This is a genomic window from Roseomonas sp. SRI_022, assembly GCF_057586215.1.
Map to the genome: position 1 here is coordinate 49,540 of NZ_JBYCZL010000011.1, position 15,780 is coordinate 65,319.

Here is a 15,780-nt window from a genome sequence, read left to right on the forward strand (position 1 = left end):
GAATGAGCCACTTCCTCGATCGCCTGACCTACTTCCGGAAGTATGCCGGCACCTTCTCTGGCGGCCACGGCGAGACCACGACGGAGAGCCGCGCCTGGGAGGACGCCTACCGGTCGCGCTGGGCGCACGACAAGATCGTGCGTTCCACCCACGGCGCGAACTGCACCGGGTCCTGTTCCTGGAAAATCTACGTCAAGGGCGGGATCGTCACCTGGGAGACGCAGCAGACCGACTATCCGCGCACGCGCCCGGGCCTGCCGAACCATGAACCGCGTGGCTGTTCGCGTGGTGCGTCCTACTCCTGGTATCTCTACAGCGCGAACCGGGTGAAGTACCCGATGATCCGCAAGCGCCTGCTGCGGTTGTGGCGTGAGGCGCGGGCGCGCCACGCCGACCCCGTGCAGGCCTGGCGCGAGATCCAATCCGATCCCGCGAAGCGCCATGAGTACCAGGCGGCTCGTGGCGCCGGCGGCTTCGTCCGCGCGCGCTGGGAGGAAGCGGAGGAGATCATCGCCGCCGCCAATGTCCACACCGTCAAGGCGCATGGTCCGGACCGCATCATCGGCTTCTCGCCCATCCCGGCAATGTCGATGGTCAGCTACGCCGCGGGCAGCCGATACCTGTCGCTGATCGGTGGCGTCTGCATGTCCTTCTACGACTGGTATTGCGACCTGCCTCCGTCATCGCCGCAGACCTGGGGCGAGCAGACCGACGTTCCTGAATCCGCGGACTGGTACAATGCCGGCTTCATCATGATGTGGGGGTCGAACGTGCCGCAGACGCGCACGCCCGACGCGCACTTCATGGCCGAGGCGCGCTACCGCGGCACCAAGGTGGTGACCGTCACGCCGGATTATTCCGAGGCCTCCAAATTCGCCGATCTCTGGCTGCACCCGAAGCAGGGCACGGACTCCGCGCTGGCGCTGGCGATGGGCCATGTGATCCTGAGCGAATGGCACGCGAAGGGAAGGGGTGACTACTTCCTCGACTACTGCCGCCGCTACTCCGATATGCCCATGTTGGTCATGCTGAGCGAGAAGGACGGGCGCCTGGTGCCCGACCGCCAGCTCCGCGCCAGCGACCTGGTGGACAACGCCGCCGAGGCGAACAATCCCGACTGGAAGACCATCGCGATCGACGATGCGACCGGCGCGCCCTATGTGCCGACCGGTTCGATCGGCTTCCGCTGGGGTGAGCAAGGGAAGTGGAACCTCGAAGGCCGCGACGCACGCGATGGTGAGGTGCGCACACCCCGCCTGAGTCTGTCCGGCGGCGAGACCGCGGCGGTGACCTTCCCCTACTTCGGGGATGGCGCCACGGCGTTCTTCAATCCGACCAACCTTGGCGACACGGTCACGCATCAGTTGTCCGTCATGTCGGTGCCGCTGAAGGATGGCAGCGTTGCGCGCGTCGCCACCGTCTATGACCTGTTCCTCGCGAACTACGGCGTGAAGCGCGACGGCGCAGCGGACTACGATGCCAACGCGCCCTACACCCCGGCCTGGGCCGAGGCGGTTTGCGGCGTGCCGCGCAAGCAGATCATCACTGTCGCTCGCGAATTCGCCGACACGGCGGAGAAGACGCGCGGCAAGTCGATGGTGATCCTCGGGGCCGCGGTGAACCATTGGTATCACTCGGACATGACCTATCGCGGCATCATCAATCTGCTGGTGATGTGCGGCTGCATCGGCCAGTCCGGCGGCGGCTGGGCGCATTATGTCGGGCAGGAGAAGCTGCGCCCGCAATCGGGCTGGATCCCGCTGGCCTTCGCGACTGATTGGGGCCGGCCGTCGCGCCAGCAGAACGCGACATCCTTCTGGTATGCTCATACGGACCAGTGGCGCTACGAGACGCTGCAGGTGAAGGATATCCTCTCACCCACCGCGCCGCAGCCCATGTCCGGTGCGATGATCGACTTCAACATCCGCGCGGAGCGGATGGGCTGGCTGCCTTCCGCGCCGCAACTCGTGCGCAATCCGCTGACCATCGCGGCGGAGGCGGAGCAGGCAGGCGTTCCCGTGCCGCAGTATGTGGCGCAGTCCCTCAAGGATGGCACACTCGAGATGTCGTGCCAGGACCCCGACCATCCCGCGAACTGGCCGCGCAACCTGTTCGTGTGGCGGTCGAACCTGCTGGGGTCCTCGGGCAAGGGGCATGAGTATTTCCTCAAGCACCTGCTCGGCACGCAGCATGGCGTGCAGGGGAAGGATCTCGGGGAACAGGGCGCGGCGAAGCCCGAGGAAGTCGCCTGGCATGACGAGGCGCCGAAGGGCAAGCTGGACCTGCTGGTGACGCTCGACTTCCGCATGAGCACCACCTGCATGTACTCCGACATCGTGCTGCCCACGGCCACCTGGTACGAGAAGCACGACCTCAATACCTCAGACATGCATCCCTTCATCCATCCGCTGTCGGCCGCGGTGGACCCGGCCTGGGAGAGCCGCACCGACTGGGCGATCTTCCGCGGCATCGCGGAGCGTTTCTCGGCGATGTCGAAGGGGCATCTCGGCGTCGAGAAGGACGTGGTGCTCACGCCGCTGATGCATGACAGCCCGGGCGAACTCGGCCAGTCGCACCTGATCCGCGACTGGAAGAAGGGTGAGGTCGATCCGATCCCCGGCAAGACCATGCCGGCGGTGACGGTGGTGGAACGCGACTACCCCAATACCCATGCGCGCTTCACGTCCCTCGGGCCGTTGATGGACAGGCTCGGCAACAACGGCAAGGGCATGACATGGAAGACCGGTGACGAGGTCGGCTTCCTGCGCCACCTGAACGGGGAGACCCAGGTGGAGGGCGTGGAAGGACCGCTCGCGCGCATCGAGACCGACATCGATGCCTGCGAGGTCATCATGCACCTTGCGCCGGAGACCAACGGGCATGTCGCGGTGAAAGCGTGGGAGTCGCTCGGCAGATTCACTGGGCGTGATCACACCCACCTCGCCATCCCGAAGGAGCATGAGGCGATCCGCTTCCGCGACATCCAGGCACAGCCGCGCAAGATCATCTCCTCCCCCGTCTGGTCCGGGCTGGAGAGCGAGGAGGTCTGCTACAACGCCGGCTACACCAACGTGCATGAGCTGATCCCCTGGCGGACACTGTCCGGGCGGCAGCAGCTCTACCAGGATCATCCCTGGATGCTCGCCTTCGGGGAGGGGTTCTGCGTCTATCGCCCGCCGGTGGACCTGCGGACCACCGGGCCGATGCACGGCGTGAAGCCGAACGGCAACAAGGAGATCGCGCTTAACTTCATCACGCCGCACCAGAAATGGGGCATCCACAGCGTCTACACGGACAACCTGATCATGCTGACGCTGTCGCGCGGCGGCCCGATCGTGTGGCTGTCCGAGATCGACGCCGAGGTCATCGGCGTCGAGGACAATGACTGGATCGAGGCGTTCAATACCAACGGCGCGCTGTGCGCGCGCGCCGTCGTTTCCCAGCGCGTGCCGAAGGGCATGGTCATGATGTACCACGCGCAGGAGAAGATCGTGAACGTGCCGGGCAGCGAGATCACCCATGCCCGGGGCGGCATCCACAATTCCGTCACGCGCACCACGATCAAGCCGACGCACATGATCGGCGGCTACGCGCAGTTGGCCTACGGCTTCAACTACTACGGCACGATTGGCACCAACCGCGACGAGTTCGTGCTGGTGCGCAAGATGGCCAAGGTGGAATGGCTGGATGGCCCGCGTGTGACACCCCAGGCAGCAGACCTCAAGGCGGCGGAGTAACGGCGATGAAGATCCGCGCACAGATCGCGATGGTGCTGAACCTCGACAAGTGCATCGGCTGTCATACCTGCTCAGTCACCTGCAAGCAGGTGTGGACCAGCCGCGAAGGCGTCGAGTACGCCTGGTTCAACAACGTCGAGACGAAGCCCGGCATCGGCTATCCCAAGGATTGGGAGAACCAGGACAAGTGGAAGGGCGGCTGGAAGCGCAAGCGCAACGGCGCCCTGCAGCCGAGGATCGGGCCGAAGTGGCGCATCCTCGCCAACATCTTCGCCAATCCGGACCTGCCGGAGATCGACGACTACTACGAGCCGTTCACGTTCGACTACACGCATCTGCAGACGGCGCCGGAAAGCGAGGCGATGCCCGTCGCGCGCCCCGTCAGCTTGCTGACCGGGGAGCGGATGGAGATCAAATGGGGCCCGAACTGGGAGGAGATCCTGGGTACGGAGTTCCGCAAGCGCTCCCGCGATCGCAACTTCGAAGGCATCCAGAAGGAGATCTACGGGCAGTTCGAAAAGACTTTCATGTTCTACCTGCCGAGGCTGTGCGAACACTGCCTCAACCCGTCCTGCGTCGCTGCCTGCCCATCCGGGTCGATCTACAAGCGGGAGGAGGACGGCATCGTCCTGATCGACCAGGACAAGTGCCGCGGCTGGCGCATGTGCGTCTCCGCCTGCCCCTACAAGAAGATCTATTACAACTGGCAGTCGGGTAAGGCTGAGAAGTGCATCTTCTGCTACCCGCGCATCGAGGCGGGTGAACCGACGGTATGTTCGGAAACCTGCGTCGGGCGCATCCGCTACCTCGGCGTGCTGCTCTATGATGCCGACCGGATCTCGGAAGCCGCCGCGACCGAGAACGAGCAGCAGCTCTACCGCTCGCAGCTCGACATCTTCCTCGACCCGCACGACCCTGCGGTGATCGAGCAGGCGCGCAAGGATGGCGTGCCGGAGGCCTGGCTGGACGCCGCGCGCAACAGCCCGACTTACAAGATGTGCATCGACTGGCAGATCGCCTTCCCGCTGCACCCCGAGTACCGCACGCTCCCGATGGTCTGGTACGTGCCGCCGCTTTCCCCGGTGCAATCGGCCGCCGAGGCCGGGCATGTCGGCTGGAAGGACGGGCTCCCGGACGTCGAGAGCCTCCGCATTCCCGTGAAGTACCTGGCCAACCTGCTGACGGCCGGTGCGGAGACGCCCATCGTCAGCGCGCTGCAGCGCCTGATGGCGATGCGCATGCACATGCGCGCGCGCACCGTCGAAGGGCGCGAGGATCTCGCCATCCTTGAGAAGGTCGGCCTGACCGCGGCGCAGGTGGAGGACATGTACCAGACGCTGGCCATCGCGAACTACGAGGATCGCTACGTCATCCCGACCACCCATCGCGAGTATGCCGAGAACGCCTTCGACCTGAAATCGTCCTGCGGGTTCAGCTTCGGCCATGGCTGCAGCGACGGGCGCAGCGCGGGCAACCTGTTCAGCGCGAGCGGCCCGACGGCGGGCCGCATGGCGCCGCCGAGGATTCGCGAAGCCGAGGAAGCCCGCCGGCGGGAGAGCGCGGAATGAACATCCGTCTCGCCATCCTCTCGCGCCTGTTGCGCTACCCGGATGCGGAACTCCGTGGGGAACTGGCGTCCATCCGCGACGCCATTCCCGAGGCTGGCTTCACCAAGGCGCTTGTGCCCCGTCTTTCCGCGCTGACCTTGCGGCTCGCGGCCGGCGACGGTCTGGATCGGGAGGAGGAGTATGTTCGCCTTTTCGATCGCGGCCGCGGCAGCAGTCTGCACCTGTTCGAACATGTCCACGGCGACACTCGCAACCGCGGCCCGGCCATGATCGAACTGGCTGCGGTCTATGACGAGGCCGGCTTCGCCATGACCGGCGGTGAGTTGCCGGACTACCTGCCGCTGTTCATGGAATTCTGCGCCGCCGCACCTGAGGAGGTCGCGAGCAACCTCATCCGGCAGGCGGCGCCGATCATCGATGCGATCCATGCGCGATTGATGGGGCGCAGCAATGCGGAGGCACGCGCCTACGCCGCCGTGCTCGCCGGCTTGCTGGCGGAGGTGGGCGCGCGCCCGCAGGCCGAGCCGACGCGAGAACAGGAGATGAGCGACGCCGAGGAACTCGCCGCCCTCGACGCTGCCTATGAGGATGAGCCCGTCGTCTTCGGTCCTGAATCGGACCCGGACAAGCAGGGTGCGCGCGCCAAGGTCGGCGCCATGATCGATCGGCTGCGCAAGCTGCGCGCCAACTCCGCCATTCGCTGAAGGAGAGACGCGATGAGCGCCCTTTGGAACGGTTTCACTGACTACCTCCACACCTTCCTGTTCGGCATCTACCCCTATATCTGCTTCGGGGTCTTCACGATCGGCTCGCTGATCCGCTTCGACCGGGACCAGTACACCTGGCGCTCGGGCTCATCGCAGATGCTGCGTTCGCGGCAATTGCGCTGGGGCTCGAACCTCTTCCATGTCGGCGTGCTGTTCCTGTTTTTCGGCCATTTCGTCGGACTGCTGACTCCGCACGTGCTCTACGAATGGGCGATCTCACCCTCGCAGAAGCAGATGCTCGCGATCGTCAGCGGTGGCATCGCCGGGACGATCTGCTTCATCGGCCTGACGCTGCTGCTGCATCGCCGGCTGTTCGACGACCGGATCCGGCGCACCAGCACGGGCATCGACATCGCGATCCTGGCGCTGCTGTGGGTGCAGCTCAGCCTCGGCCTGCTGACGCTGCCTTTCTCTGTGATGCACAGCGACGGCAGCGTGATGCTCCAGCTCTCGGCCTGGGCGCAGGGGATCGTCACCTTCCAGGGTGGCGCGGCGGACCACATCCGTGGCATCGCCTTCCCCTACCTGGCGCATCTCGTGCTCGGCATGACGCTGTTCCTCCTGACGCCCTTCTCGCGCCTGGTGCATATCTTCTCCGCGCCGATCTGGTACCTGTTCCGCTCCTGGCAGATCGTCCGCACACGCGGCGGCACGAAGCGGCCGGGCCCGGTCGCGCGTCCCGGCGTGAGCCCGGCGGAGTGACGATGATGGAAGAGCTCGACATCGTCGTGAACGGCACCGCCATTCCCGCGCGGGATGTGGCGGCCGAGATGCAGCATCATCCATCCGACAACGCCGATGCGGCCTGGTCGGCTGCAGCGCGCGCCCTGGTGGTGCGGCGCCTGCTACTGGACGCAGCGGCGGAGGCCGGCATTCCCATCAACGACGAGGACGACGCGATCGACGCGCTGCTGCAGCGCGACGTCGTCGTGCCCGCACCGGACGAGGTCGCCTGCCGTCGTTGGCTGGCGGCCCATCCGGAGCGCTTCGGCTCTCCCGAATACTGGGATGCCAGCCATATCCTGGTTGCCGCCGATCCGGAGGATGCCGGCGCACGCGTCGAGGCCAAAGCCCGTGCCGAAGGCCTGCTCGCGCAGGTCCTGGCGACACCGGGCTGCCTGCCGGACCTCGCGCGCGCGCATTCCGATTGTCCGTCGCGCGAGCAGGGCGGGCATCTCGGGCGGATCGAACGCGGCTCCACCGTGCCGGAATTCGAGACCTTCCTGCACGGCACTGAACCAGGCCAGGTCTGCCCGGTGGTGGTCGCCACGCGTTACGGCATGCATGTGCTGCATCTGCACCGGCACACACCCGGCCAAACCGTCACCTTCGAGGATGCGCGCGACCGGATCCATCGCGACCTGCAGCACGCCGCCTGGCAGGCGGCGGTGCGGCAATACATTGCCGTGCTGGCGGCGCGCGCTGATATCCAGGGCTTCTCCCTGGGCGAGGATGGCGAGGCGCGCGCCGATGGCCCGCTGGTGAACTGACGGCGCCGGCGGTCAGCGCGCGCGGGTCAGCAATCGCCGCGCGCGCTCGACCACGGGCAGGTCGATCATCTGGCCTTCGAAGGCGACCGCGCCCTTGCCCTCGGCGAGCGCCGCATCGAAGGCCGCGATCAGCAGACGGGCGCGCTCCACCTCGGCGGGGGAGGGGCCGTATTCCTCGTTGATGATCGGCACCTGCGCGGGATGAATGCAGGCCTGGCAGGCGAAGCCCAGCGCACGTGACCGCTTCAGCGAGGCGCGATAGCCCGCGAGATCGGAGAAATCGGCGAAGGGCCCGACGGAGCCGAGTGGCTGGATCCGCGCCGCCCGTGCCGCCGCGACCACCATCATGCCGAAGTGATACAGCAGGTCGGCACCGGGAATGGCTTCCAACTCGGTGGACAGATCCTCCGCGCCAACGCCCAGCGCCACGACGCGCGGATCGGCGGTGGCGATCGCACCGAGCAGCGGCAACGCGTCGGGCGTCTCCACGATCGCTGCAAAGCGGGTATGGCCGATCGTCATGCCCTGCGCGGCCTCCCGCGCCGCGACGACCTCCGACAACAGCCGGATGTGTTCCGGCCCCATGACCTTCGGCAGCATCAGCGTGCCGACAGTAGGCATCACGGCTGCCGCGATATCAGGCACGGCAAGGTCGAGTGCGCGGTTGATGCGCACTGCAACCTCCGCCCCCGCCTGGCCGACCATGGCAGCGGCGGCGGGCAGCGCTGCGCGGGCAGCGGGCTTGTCGCCGGGCGGGATGGAATCCTCGAGGTCGAGGATCACCACATCCGCCCCGCGGGTATGCGCCTTGGCGACGAACTTCTCGCCCGTCGCGGGGACAAACATCAGCGAGCGCCAGGTGGCCGGCGATGCGCGCGTCATGCGAAGGCGACCTCCATCTTCGCGCAGAGATACCCGTCCTTGTCAGCCGCCCAGCATTCCATCTTGCCGTCCGCAGGTGCCGCGCCGCACAGCGTGACGGTATCCCCAACCCAGAGTGGGCGGGCGAGCCGCGCCGTGAAGCCGGTGATCCGCCCCGGCGCGCGCTTCAGCGCGGCATCCAGCATCAACTGCATCGTCAGCCCGCCGTTCTGCACGGTCGCCGGATAGCCTTCCTCGTCCCGTGCATAGTCCGCGTCGTAGTGGATGCGGTGCGCGTTCCAGGTCACCGACGAATAGCGGAACACCAGTGGCGAGGAGAGCAGCTTCTTGTCCATCCACGTCGCGCCATCAGGGGCTGCGACCGGTGGCGTGGCAGCGGTTGGCTGCCCAGGCGGCGGCGCCTCGCGGTACATCGCATCGAACTCGTCCACCGCGACGGTGCGGCCCTCGCACTCGATGACATGGCGCATGGTCAGGATCGCCATGCGGCCCGTGCGGCCGACTTTCGGCAGCACCTGTGCGACAACAGCGCGCTTGATGGCCGGCGTGCCGATGCGTAGGCTTTCGTTGATCGTCACGCGGCGCCCCGCGCCCATGCGGCGCGGGAGCGGTATCGGCGGCAGGAAAACGCCCTTGTTGGGGTGGCCGTCCGGGCCGATGTCGCTCTGCTTCGCGATGTCGGGAAAGAACATGGTGAACCAGTGCGGCGGCAGCACGTCACCCTGCTTCAGCGTTGCCGGATCGATGTCCAGCATCCCCGCGATGCGCCGGGCGGAGGCGAGGCCGATCTCGTCCTCCACAACGCGCTCGCGGCCCACCCAGTCCTGCAGGCCGGCGATCGCGGCCTCGAATTCGGCATCCGTCGTCATGTCAGTTCATCGCATCCCAGCAGGCCCGGGTCAGGCGCCCGGCGGTGGCATAGGCTGCGGTGTAGCCGGGCAGCCCGTCCGGCAAGGTGTCAGGCACCCGGTCCGTGTAGACGGAGATGACGAAGCGCGGCTTGTCGTTTTTGTAAACGACGCCGGCATCCATGCGGCCGCGCGGTCCGCGGCCGGTCTTGTTCGCGACCTTCGCCTTCTGCGGCAGCAGCGACGGGATCAGGTTGCGCAGCCGCTGCCAGGACAGGATGTCGAGCCCCAGCGCACAGAGTTCCGGCGTGGCGCCAAGTGCTGCCGCTTCCGCAACGCCGGCGGCACCCTTCACCATGCGGTCAAGCAGCACGCCCTGGTCGCGCGCCGTGGTGCTCGCCACCGCGTCGATCGGGTGGTCCCAGGGCAGCCCGGGCGGGGGGAAGTTCACGCGATGCGTCGTGCCAGTCATGCCGATGCGGCGGCACCAGGCGTTCAGCTCGTCGCGGTCCAACCGCTCCAGCACGATCTGCGTGCAGACATTGTCGCTCGTGATGATCATATTCACAAAGGCATCGCGCAGCGGAATCACGCAGCCGGGTGTCATGTACTGGTAGGTGCCGCTGTCCACGCCTTCCTGGAGGCGCTTCTCGATGGTGCAGGGCTCGTCGAGCCGCAGCTTGCCTTCATGCACCTTCGACAGCGCATGCATCAGGATCGATGTCTTGCGCGTGCTGGCGGAGGGAACCACGGTGTCGCCGCCGCGATCGGCCTCCCAGCCGGTCTGAAGATCCTTCACATACCAGGTGGTGTTGAAGGGCTGGGCGTCGCAGATGGCGTTGAGCCTGCCAACAAGGTCCTGCATGGGCGTCCTCCGGTCTTGCCGCCGGACGCTAGACCCGCATGGCGCGCGTGGCCAGAGAGCCGCCCCGGCGGTAGGATCACTCCATCACAAGGGAGGATGCGCGATGCGCGGAGCGGCAGGCACGGTGAAACGCGTGGCGGTGATCGGCGCGGGCACGATCGGCGCGTCCTGGGCGGCCTATTTCCTCAGCCGCGGCCTGCCGGTGACGGTCAGCGACCCGTCGCCGGGCGCGCCCGACCTGTTGCGGCGGATGATCGAGGGCGCCTGGCCGATCCTGATGCGCCTCGGCGGGCAGGCGGATGCCGATCCGAAGGCCTGGACCTTCGACGCGGATCCGGTGGCGGCGCTGGACGGCGCCGATTTCGTGCAGGAAAGCGCGCCCGAACGCATCGAGATCAAGCAAGACCTGCTCGCGCGCATCGATGCCGCGCTGCCGGCCGATGTGGTCATCGCATCCTCGACCTCGGGCCTGCTTGCCTCCCGTCTGTCGGAACGCTGCGCGCATCCGGAGCGGGTCGTGATCGGCCATCCGTTCAACCCGCCGCACCTGATCCCGCTGGTGGAAGTGGTGGGCGGTGCGAAGGGCAGTCCGGAAGCCGTCGCCGCCGCCATGGCCTTCTATCGCGCCATCGGCAAGCACCCGATCGAGATCCGCAAGGAAGTGCCCGGCCACCTCGCCAACCGCCTGCAGGCCGCACTATGGCGGGAGGCGGTGCATCTGGTGGCTGAGGGCGTTGCCAGTGTCGCTGATGTCGATGCTGCGATCAGTGAGGGCCCGGGCCTGCGCTGGGCGCTGATGGGCCCGCATACCACCTTCCATCTGGCGGGCGGTGAGGGCGGCATGGAGCACTTCCTGCACCATCTGATGCCGGCAGTGACGTCCTGGTGGCAGGATCTCGGCGACCCCAAGGTGGATGCCGCCGTGCAGCAGACGCTGGTGGAAGGAGTCGCGGAGGCGACCAGCGGGGCGAGTACGACCGAACTCGCCCGCCGCCGCGACGACGCGCTGGTACGCATCCTGGAGGCGCGCGCCGCAGCTCAGCAGGCGCGCACGTAGTATCCGTCGCCGTCGTGGTAGGCGACCGCGCTGAAGCCGCGGCGCCGTGCCTCGGCCGCGACCTCATTGGCGCGACGCATTGTCGCATAGGGGCCGGCCACCTGGCAGCCGGCCTGGGCGGGCAGGACCAGCGAGACCGTGCTGGCGTTGCCCACGATCCTCGCCGGTGGGTCGATGGCGATGAACATCGCCATCAGGGCGGTGCTTGCGAGCGTGACGGAATGCAGTCGGGCATGGGGCATGCTGACCTCCGTGCGGCGCGAAGCCCCGCAAGACGATGGCCGCTGCTGCCAGCAGCCGCTCGCGAAACTGTGCCGCCATTGGGCAGGATGCCTGCCGGGGCGGCGGCCGTCTGTGAAATGCCGCACAGTCCGTGCGCTGGTCTCAGTCGCCGCGCAGCACCCCGGTCACCGTGCGGCTGCCGTAGTACCGCATGGCCCCGGGATGCCAGGGCAGGACGGTGTTGTGGATGAAGTTCGCCGGCACCGTCGCAGCCGCCGCGGCGTGCGCCTCCATCATCTCGGCATGGTTCTCGAAGACCGTGCGGACGATCTCGAAGGCAAGGCTCGGCGGCATGCTCCGATGCGCGACGGCGAGGTTGTACAGACCGACCGTCTCATACGGCGTCAGTAGCGAGGGATAGGTGCCTGCCGGTATCCGCGCGGCACCCAGCTCCGGGGCCACCAGGCGCAGCCGCGTCACCTGCTCCCGTGACAGGGGCAGGTAGCGGATGGCGTGCCGTGCCTCCAGCGCGGCGATGGCGGGGAAGGGCGCCCCGGCGGCGACCGCGATCGCATCGAACTCCCCGGCCGCGAAACGGGTGGCAAGGTCCTCCCAACTGCCGAAGACGGGGCGAATCTCGGCCCCAAGTGCGGCGAGCAGCCGTGGTTCATAGGTCGCGCCGGTGCCACCTTCCGGGCCGACCGCGACACTCCGTCCCGTCAGTTCGGCGAAGGACCGGATCGGTGAATCGCGGCGCAGCACGAAGTGGAAGGGTGTGTCGTACATGGCGAACAGTGCCTGCGCGGCCGTGCCACGCGCGGCCAGTGCCGCGCCCGTGGTGACGAAGGCGATCTGCGCCGTGCCGTTGTCCAGCATGCGCAGGTTCTCGGCCGGTCCGCTGCTCTCCCTGATCGAGACGGCAAGGCCGAGTTCGCGCGTCAGCACGCGCGCGAGCCCGATCCCATAGACATGGTATGTCCCACCAGGCGAGGCGGTGGCGATGCTGACCGCCGCCGGCCAGTCGGGTTCGGCCGCCCGCGCGGCGCGACCTGCAGGCAGCGCCGCTCCGATCGCGGCGGCAAGGACAGCCCGGCGGGGCGTCATCCGGCCTGCCTTTCCTCGGCGCCGACCAGTACCTGTTCGGGGGTGTCGGCCTCCGCCTCGGTCTCACCGGACAGCACGCGGTTCATCCGTGCGACGTCCAGCGCGCCTTCCCATTTTGCTACCACCACGGTGGCGACGCCATTGCCGACCAGGTTGGTCAGCGCGCGTGCCTCGGACATGAAGCGGTCGACGCCGAGGATCAGCGCAATGCTTGCCACCGGCACGGTGCCGAGGGAGGACAGCGTCGCCGCCAGCACGATGAAGCCAGATCCGGTGACGCCCGCCGCGCCCTTGGAGGTCAGCAGCAGGATGCCGATCAGCCCGATCTCCTGCCCCAGCGACAGTGGCGTATTGGTCGCCTGTGCCAAGAAGATCGCCGCCATGGTGAGGTAGATGCAGGTGCCGTCGAGGTTGAAGGAATAGCCGGTCGGAATCACCAGCCCGACGACGGATTTCTCGCAGCCGAGATTCTCCATCTTGGCCAGCATGCGCGGCAGCACCGTCTCGGAGGAGCTGGTGCCGAGCACGATCAGCAGCTCCTCCTTGATGTAGGCGATGAAACGCAGGATCGAGAAGCCGCACAGCGCGCAGACGATGCCGAGCACGCCGAGCACGAAGAGCAGGCAGGTGACGTAGAACCCCGCCATCAGCGAACCGAGCTGGACCAGCGTGCTGACGCCGTAGCGGCCGATGGTGAAGGCCATGGCCCCGAAGGCGCCGAGCCAGGCCACCTTCATGATCATGCCGACGATCCTGAAGAAGACATGGGCGACGGTGTCGATCAGGTGCAGCACCGGCTTGCCGTGTGTTCCCAGGGCCTGCAGCGCGAAGGCGAACAGGACGGCGATCAGCAGCACCTGCAGGATCTCGCCCTCCGCGAAGGCGCCCACCACGGTGTTGGGGATGATGTGCATCAGGAATTCGACGGTGGATTGCTGCCCGGCGCGCGCCGTGTAGGTCGCGATGGCGCGCGTATCGAGTGCCGCGGGATCGACGTTCATCCCCGCGCCCGGCTTCCAAAGGTTGACCACGACCAACCCGATGATGAGGGCGATGGTCGTCATCACCTCGAAGTAGATCAGCGCCTTCACGCCGACCCGGCCGACCTTCTTCATGTCCTCCATGCTGGCGATGCCGTGCACCACCGTGCAGAAGATGATCGGCGCGATCAGCATCTTGATCAGCTTGATGAAGCCATCCCCGAACGGCTTCATCTGCACCGCGATGTCGGGCCAGAAATGCCCGAGCACCACGCCGACGACGATGGCCGCAAGCACCTGCGCGTAAAGATGCCGCCACCAGGGGTGATGTGACTGTGATGCCGACGCGACGACCGGAATCGCCATGGCTCGCTTGCTCCCCATCGCCGCGGCGGCCCGTCGGGCGGCCGGATCGGGATGGAAGACGGGCGGTCGTCAGCGCTTGCCGCGCCGGCGCTTCCTTCCCGGAACGATCGCAGCACGGATCGGGCGCGGACGGGAAGCCGAAGTTGATGGTCTCGGCGGGAGCCTCAGCGGCCGGCCCGCACCAGCCGCCCCGGCAGCGCGCCGGTCGCTTCTCCGTCGCGATAGGTCACGGTGCCGGCGACCACCGTCGCGGCATAGCCTCGCGCCCGTTGCAGCAGCCGTCGCCCGCCAGCCGGCAGGTCGGCGACCATGCGCGGCGCCTCGAGCGACAGCCCGGCCAGGTCGAACACGTTCACATCCGCGCGCAGTCCCGGCTTCAAGACGCCGCGATCAGCGAGCCCCGCCACCCGTGCGGTGTCGGAGGTCAGCCGCCGCACGATCTCCGGCAGCGCGAAGACCTGTTCCTTCGCGTCACGCGCCCAATAGGCAAGCAGGAAGGTCGGGAAGGATCCGTCCGAGATGAAGCCGACATGCGCCCCGCCATCCGATAGCCCCGCGATGGCATTCGGATGCCGCAGGCATTCCGCGCTGGCGGACAGCGTGTAGTCGGCGAAGTTCGTCAGTGGCGCGAAGATGAAGCCGGCTCCGTCATCGGCCGTCAGCAGGTCATAGGCGACCTCCTCGGCGCTGCGCCCCTCCCGCGCCGCGATGGCGGCGATCGAGGCATCCTTTGGCGGCGCGTAGTCGGGCGGGTCGCCGAAGGGGAACATGCGTTCGAAGGACAGGCGGGTTATCAGCGGGAAGTTCGATCCGGCGACGCGGTCTTCCGACAGGATGCGGGCGCGCAGCGCGGCATCGCGCATCGCCGCGGCGCGGACCGAAGCGGGCAGATGCGCGATCTCCTTGTAGGACGCGCAGCCGGAGAAGGGATTCTGGCTGCCCTGCAACCCCAGCAGGATGCCGATCGGCCGCGGCGGGAAGACCGGGCGGATCGGCAGCCCCTCGGCGGCCGCGGCATCGGACAGGGCGAGCAGTTCCTTCCACGCCTCCGTCCGGTCATGGCGCGCGGTCAGGGAGAACACCGCGGGCTGGCCGGTCGCGGCCACCACGCGGCGGACGATGGCGAATTCGGTCGCCGGGTCGGGCGTGTTCCAGTCGGACACCAGCTCCAGCAGCCCCCCGCCGCCATCACGCAGGCCGAGCGCGAGGCCGTGCAATTCCTCCTCCTGCGCGCGCAGGGTCGGGGTCGGGTCGCCCTTCAGGGTCTTGTGGCTGATGGTGCGGGAGGTGGAGACACCGAAGGCGCCGGCGCGCACCGCTTCGGCCGTCATGGCGCGCATCGCGGCGATGTCGGCCTGGTTGGCGTTCTCCAGTGCCAGGGCGCGTTCGCCCATCACATGCACGCGCAGGGCGCCGTGGGGCAGCAGGGCGCAGATGTCGATGTCGCGCGGCCTGGCGTCCAGCGCGTCGAGGTATTCGGGGAAGGTCTCCCAGCGCCAGTCCAGCCCCTCATGGAGGATGGGGCCGGGGATGTCCTCCACCCCCTCCATCAGTTCGATCAGCTTGTCGCGGTCGGCGGCGCGGCAGGGGGCGAAGCCGACGCCACAATTGCCCATCACCGCCGTGGTCACGCCATGCCAGGCGGAAGGCGCCAGATGGGAATCCCACACCGCCTGCCCGTCGTAATGGGTGTGGATGTCGACGAAGCCGGGGGTGACGATGCGACCCTGGGCGTTGATCTCCTCCCGTCCGCGGGCGGTGACCCGGCCAATCTCGGCGATGCGGCCGCCCTCGATGGCGATGTCGGCCTCGATCGGCGCCGCCCCCGTACCGTCCACCACCATGCCGCCGCGGATCACCAGATCGGCCATGCTTGCTGTTCCCTTCCCGGACT

At 67.6% G+C, this 15,780-nt stretch carries 13 protein-coding genes; 6 read left to right on the forward strand and 7 right to left on the reverse strand.

Annotated features, from left to right (window positions below; translation table 11 throughout):
- Positions 1 to 2 precede the first annotated feature (2 nt).
- Genes AC2YHJ_RS12855 through AC2YHJ_RS12875 form a run of 5 tightly spaced genes read left to right on the forward strand, consistent with a single transcriptional unit; the run spans position 3 to position 7,562 of the window.
- A complete protein-coding gene (locus tag AC2YHJ_RS12855) occupies positions 3 to 3,737 on the forward strand; it encodes a nitrate reductase subunit alpha (RefSeq protein WP_487396457.1) in 3,735 nt (1,244 codons plus the stop codon).
- A gap of 5 nt (positions 3,738 to 3,742) precedes the next feature.
- Positions 3,743 to 5,305, forward strand: coding sequence for a nitrate reductase subunit beta (gene narH / locus AC2YHJ_RS12860; protein ID WP_487396458.1), 1,563 nt, complete (start codon positions 3,743 to 3,745; stop codon positions 5,303 to 5,305).
- Complete coding sequence (gene narJ / locus AC2YHJ_RS12865) at positions 5,302 to 6,009, forward strand: nitrate reductase molybdenum cofactor assembly chaperone (protein WP_487396459.1); 708 nt, start codon at positions 5,302 to 5,304, stop codon at positions 6,007 to 6,009. Before narH ends, narJ begins: the two co-directional genes overlap by 4 nt.
- A gap of 12 nt (positions 6,010 to 6,021) precedes the next feature.
- The gene (gene narI, locus AC2YHJ_RS12870) at positions 6,022 to 6,774 is read left to right on the forward strand and encodes a respiratory nitrate reductase subunit gamma (protein ID WP_487396460.1); all 753 of its coding nucleotides are present in this window, start codon (positions 6,022 to 6,024) and stop codon (positions 6,772 to 6,774) included.
- 2 nt (positions 6,775 to 6,776) lie between these two features.
- Positions 6,777 to 7,562, forward strand: coding sequence for a peptidylprolyl isomerase (locus AC2YHJ_RS12875; protein ID WP_487396461.1), 786 nt, complete (start codon positions 6,777 to 6,779; stop codon positions 7,560 to 7,562).
- Positions 7,563 to 7,574: 12 nt separating this feature from the next.
- Here AC2YHJ_RS12875 and AC2YHJ_RS12880 read toward each other — a convergent pair whose 3' ends face one another.
- The 3 genes from AC2YHJ_RS12880 to AC2YHJ_RS12890 are packed head-to-tail and all read right to left on the reverse strand — an operon-like array spanning position 7,575 to position 10,157.
- Positions 7,575 to 8,444: an HpcH/HpaI aldolase/citrate lyase family protein gene (locus AC2YHJ_RS12880; RefSeq protein WP_487396462.1), complete on the reverse strand. Its 870-nt coding sequence runs from the start codon at positions 8,442 to 8,444 to the stop codon at positions 7,575 to 7,577.
- The gene (locus AC2YHJ_RS12885) at positions 8,441 to 9,313 is read right to left on the reverse strand and encodes an HTD2 family dehydratase (RefSeq protein ID WP_487396463.1); all 873 of its coding nucleotides are present in this window, start codon (positions 9,311 to 9,313) and stop codon (positions 8,441 to 8,443) included. The genes AC2YHJ_RS12880 and AC2YHJ_RS12885 overlap by 4 nt, the downstream gene beginning before the upstream one ends.
- A gap of 1 nt (position 9,314) precedes the next feature.
- On the reverse strand, positions 9,315 to 10,157 hold the full coding sequence (locus tag AC2YHJ_RS12890) for a serine hydrolase (RefSeq protein WP_487396464.1): 843 nt from the start codon (positions 10,155 to 10,157) through the stop codon (positions 9,315 to 9,317).
- Positions 10,158 to 10,260: 103 nt separating this feature from the next.
- Between AC2YHJ_RS12890 and AC2YHJ_RS12895 the strand changes: the two genes are divergently transcribed.
- Positions 10,261 to 11,214 carry a 3-hydroxyacyl-CoA dehydrogenase NAD-binding domain-containing protein gene (locus tag AC2YHJ_RS12895; protein WP_487396465.1) on the forward strand — a complete coding sequence of 318 codons (954 nt, stop codon included), beginning with the start codon at positions 10,261 to 10,263 and terminating at the stop codon, positions 11,212 to 11,214.
- On the opposite strand, the gene AC2YHJ_RS12900 is transcribed toward AC2YHJ_RS12895, so the two are convergent.
- The 4 genes from AC2YHJ_RS12900 to AC2YHJ_RS12915 form a co-directional block, all read right to left on the reverse strand.
- A complete protein-coding gene (locus AC2YHJ_RS12900; protein ID WP_487396466.1) occupies positions 11,196 to 11,456 on the reverse strand; it encodes a hypothetical protein in 261 nt (86 codons plus the stop codon). The genes AC2YHJ_RS12895 and AC2YHJ_RS12900 overlap by 19 nt on opposite strands.
- Positions 11,457 to 11,598: 142 nt before the next feature.
- Positions 11,599 to 12,540, reverse strand: coding sequence for a TAXI family TRAP transporter solute-binding subunit (locus tag AC2YHJ_RS12905; RefSeq protein WP_487396467.1), 942 nt, complete (start codon positions 12,538 to 12,540; stop codon positions 11,599 to 11,601).
- Complete coding sequence (locus AC2YHJ_RS12910; protein ID WP_487396468.1) at positions 12,537 to 13,886, reverse strand: dicarboxylate/amino acid:cation symporter; 1,350 nt, start codon at positions 13,884 to 13,886, stop codon at positions 12,537 to 12,539. The genes AC2YHJ_RS12905 and AC2YHJ_RS12910 overlap by 4 nt, the downstream gene beginning before the upstream one ends.
- A gap of 164 nt (positions 13,887 to 14,050) precedes the next feature.
- On the reverse strand, positions 14,051 to 15,757 hold the full coding sequence (locus AC2YHJ_RS12915; protein ID WP_487396469.1) for an N-acyl-D-amino-acid deacylase family protein: 1,707 nt from the start codon (positions 15,755 to 15,757) through the stop codon (positions 14,051 to 14,053).
- Between the last annotated feature and the right edge of the window lie 23 nt (positions 15,758 to 15,780).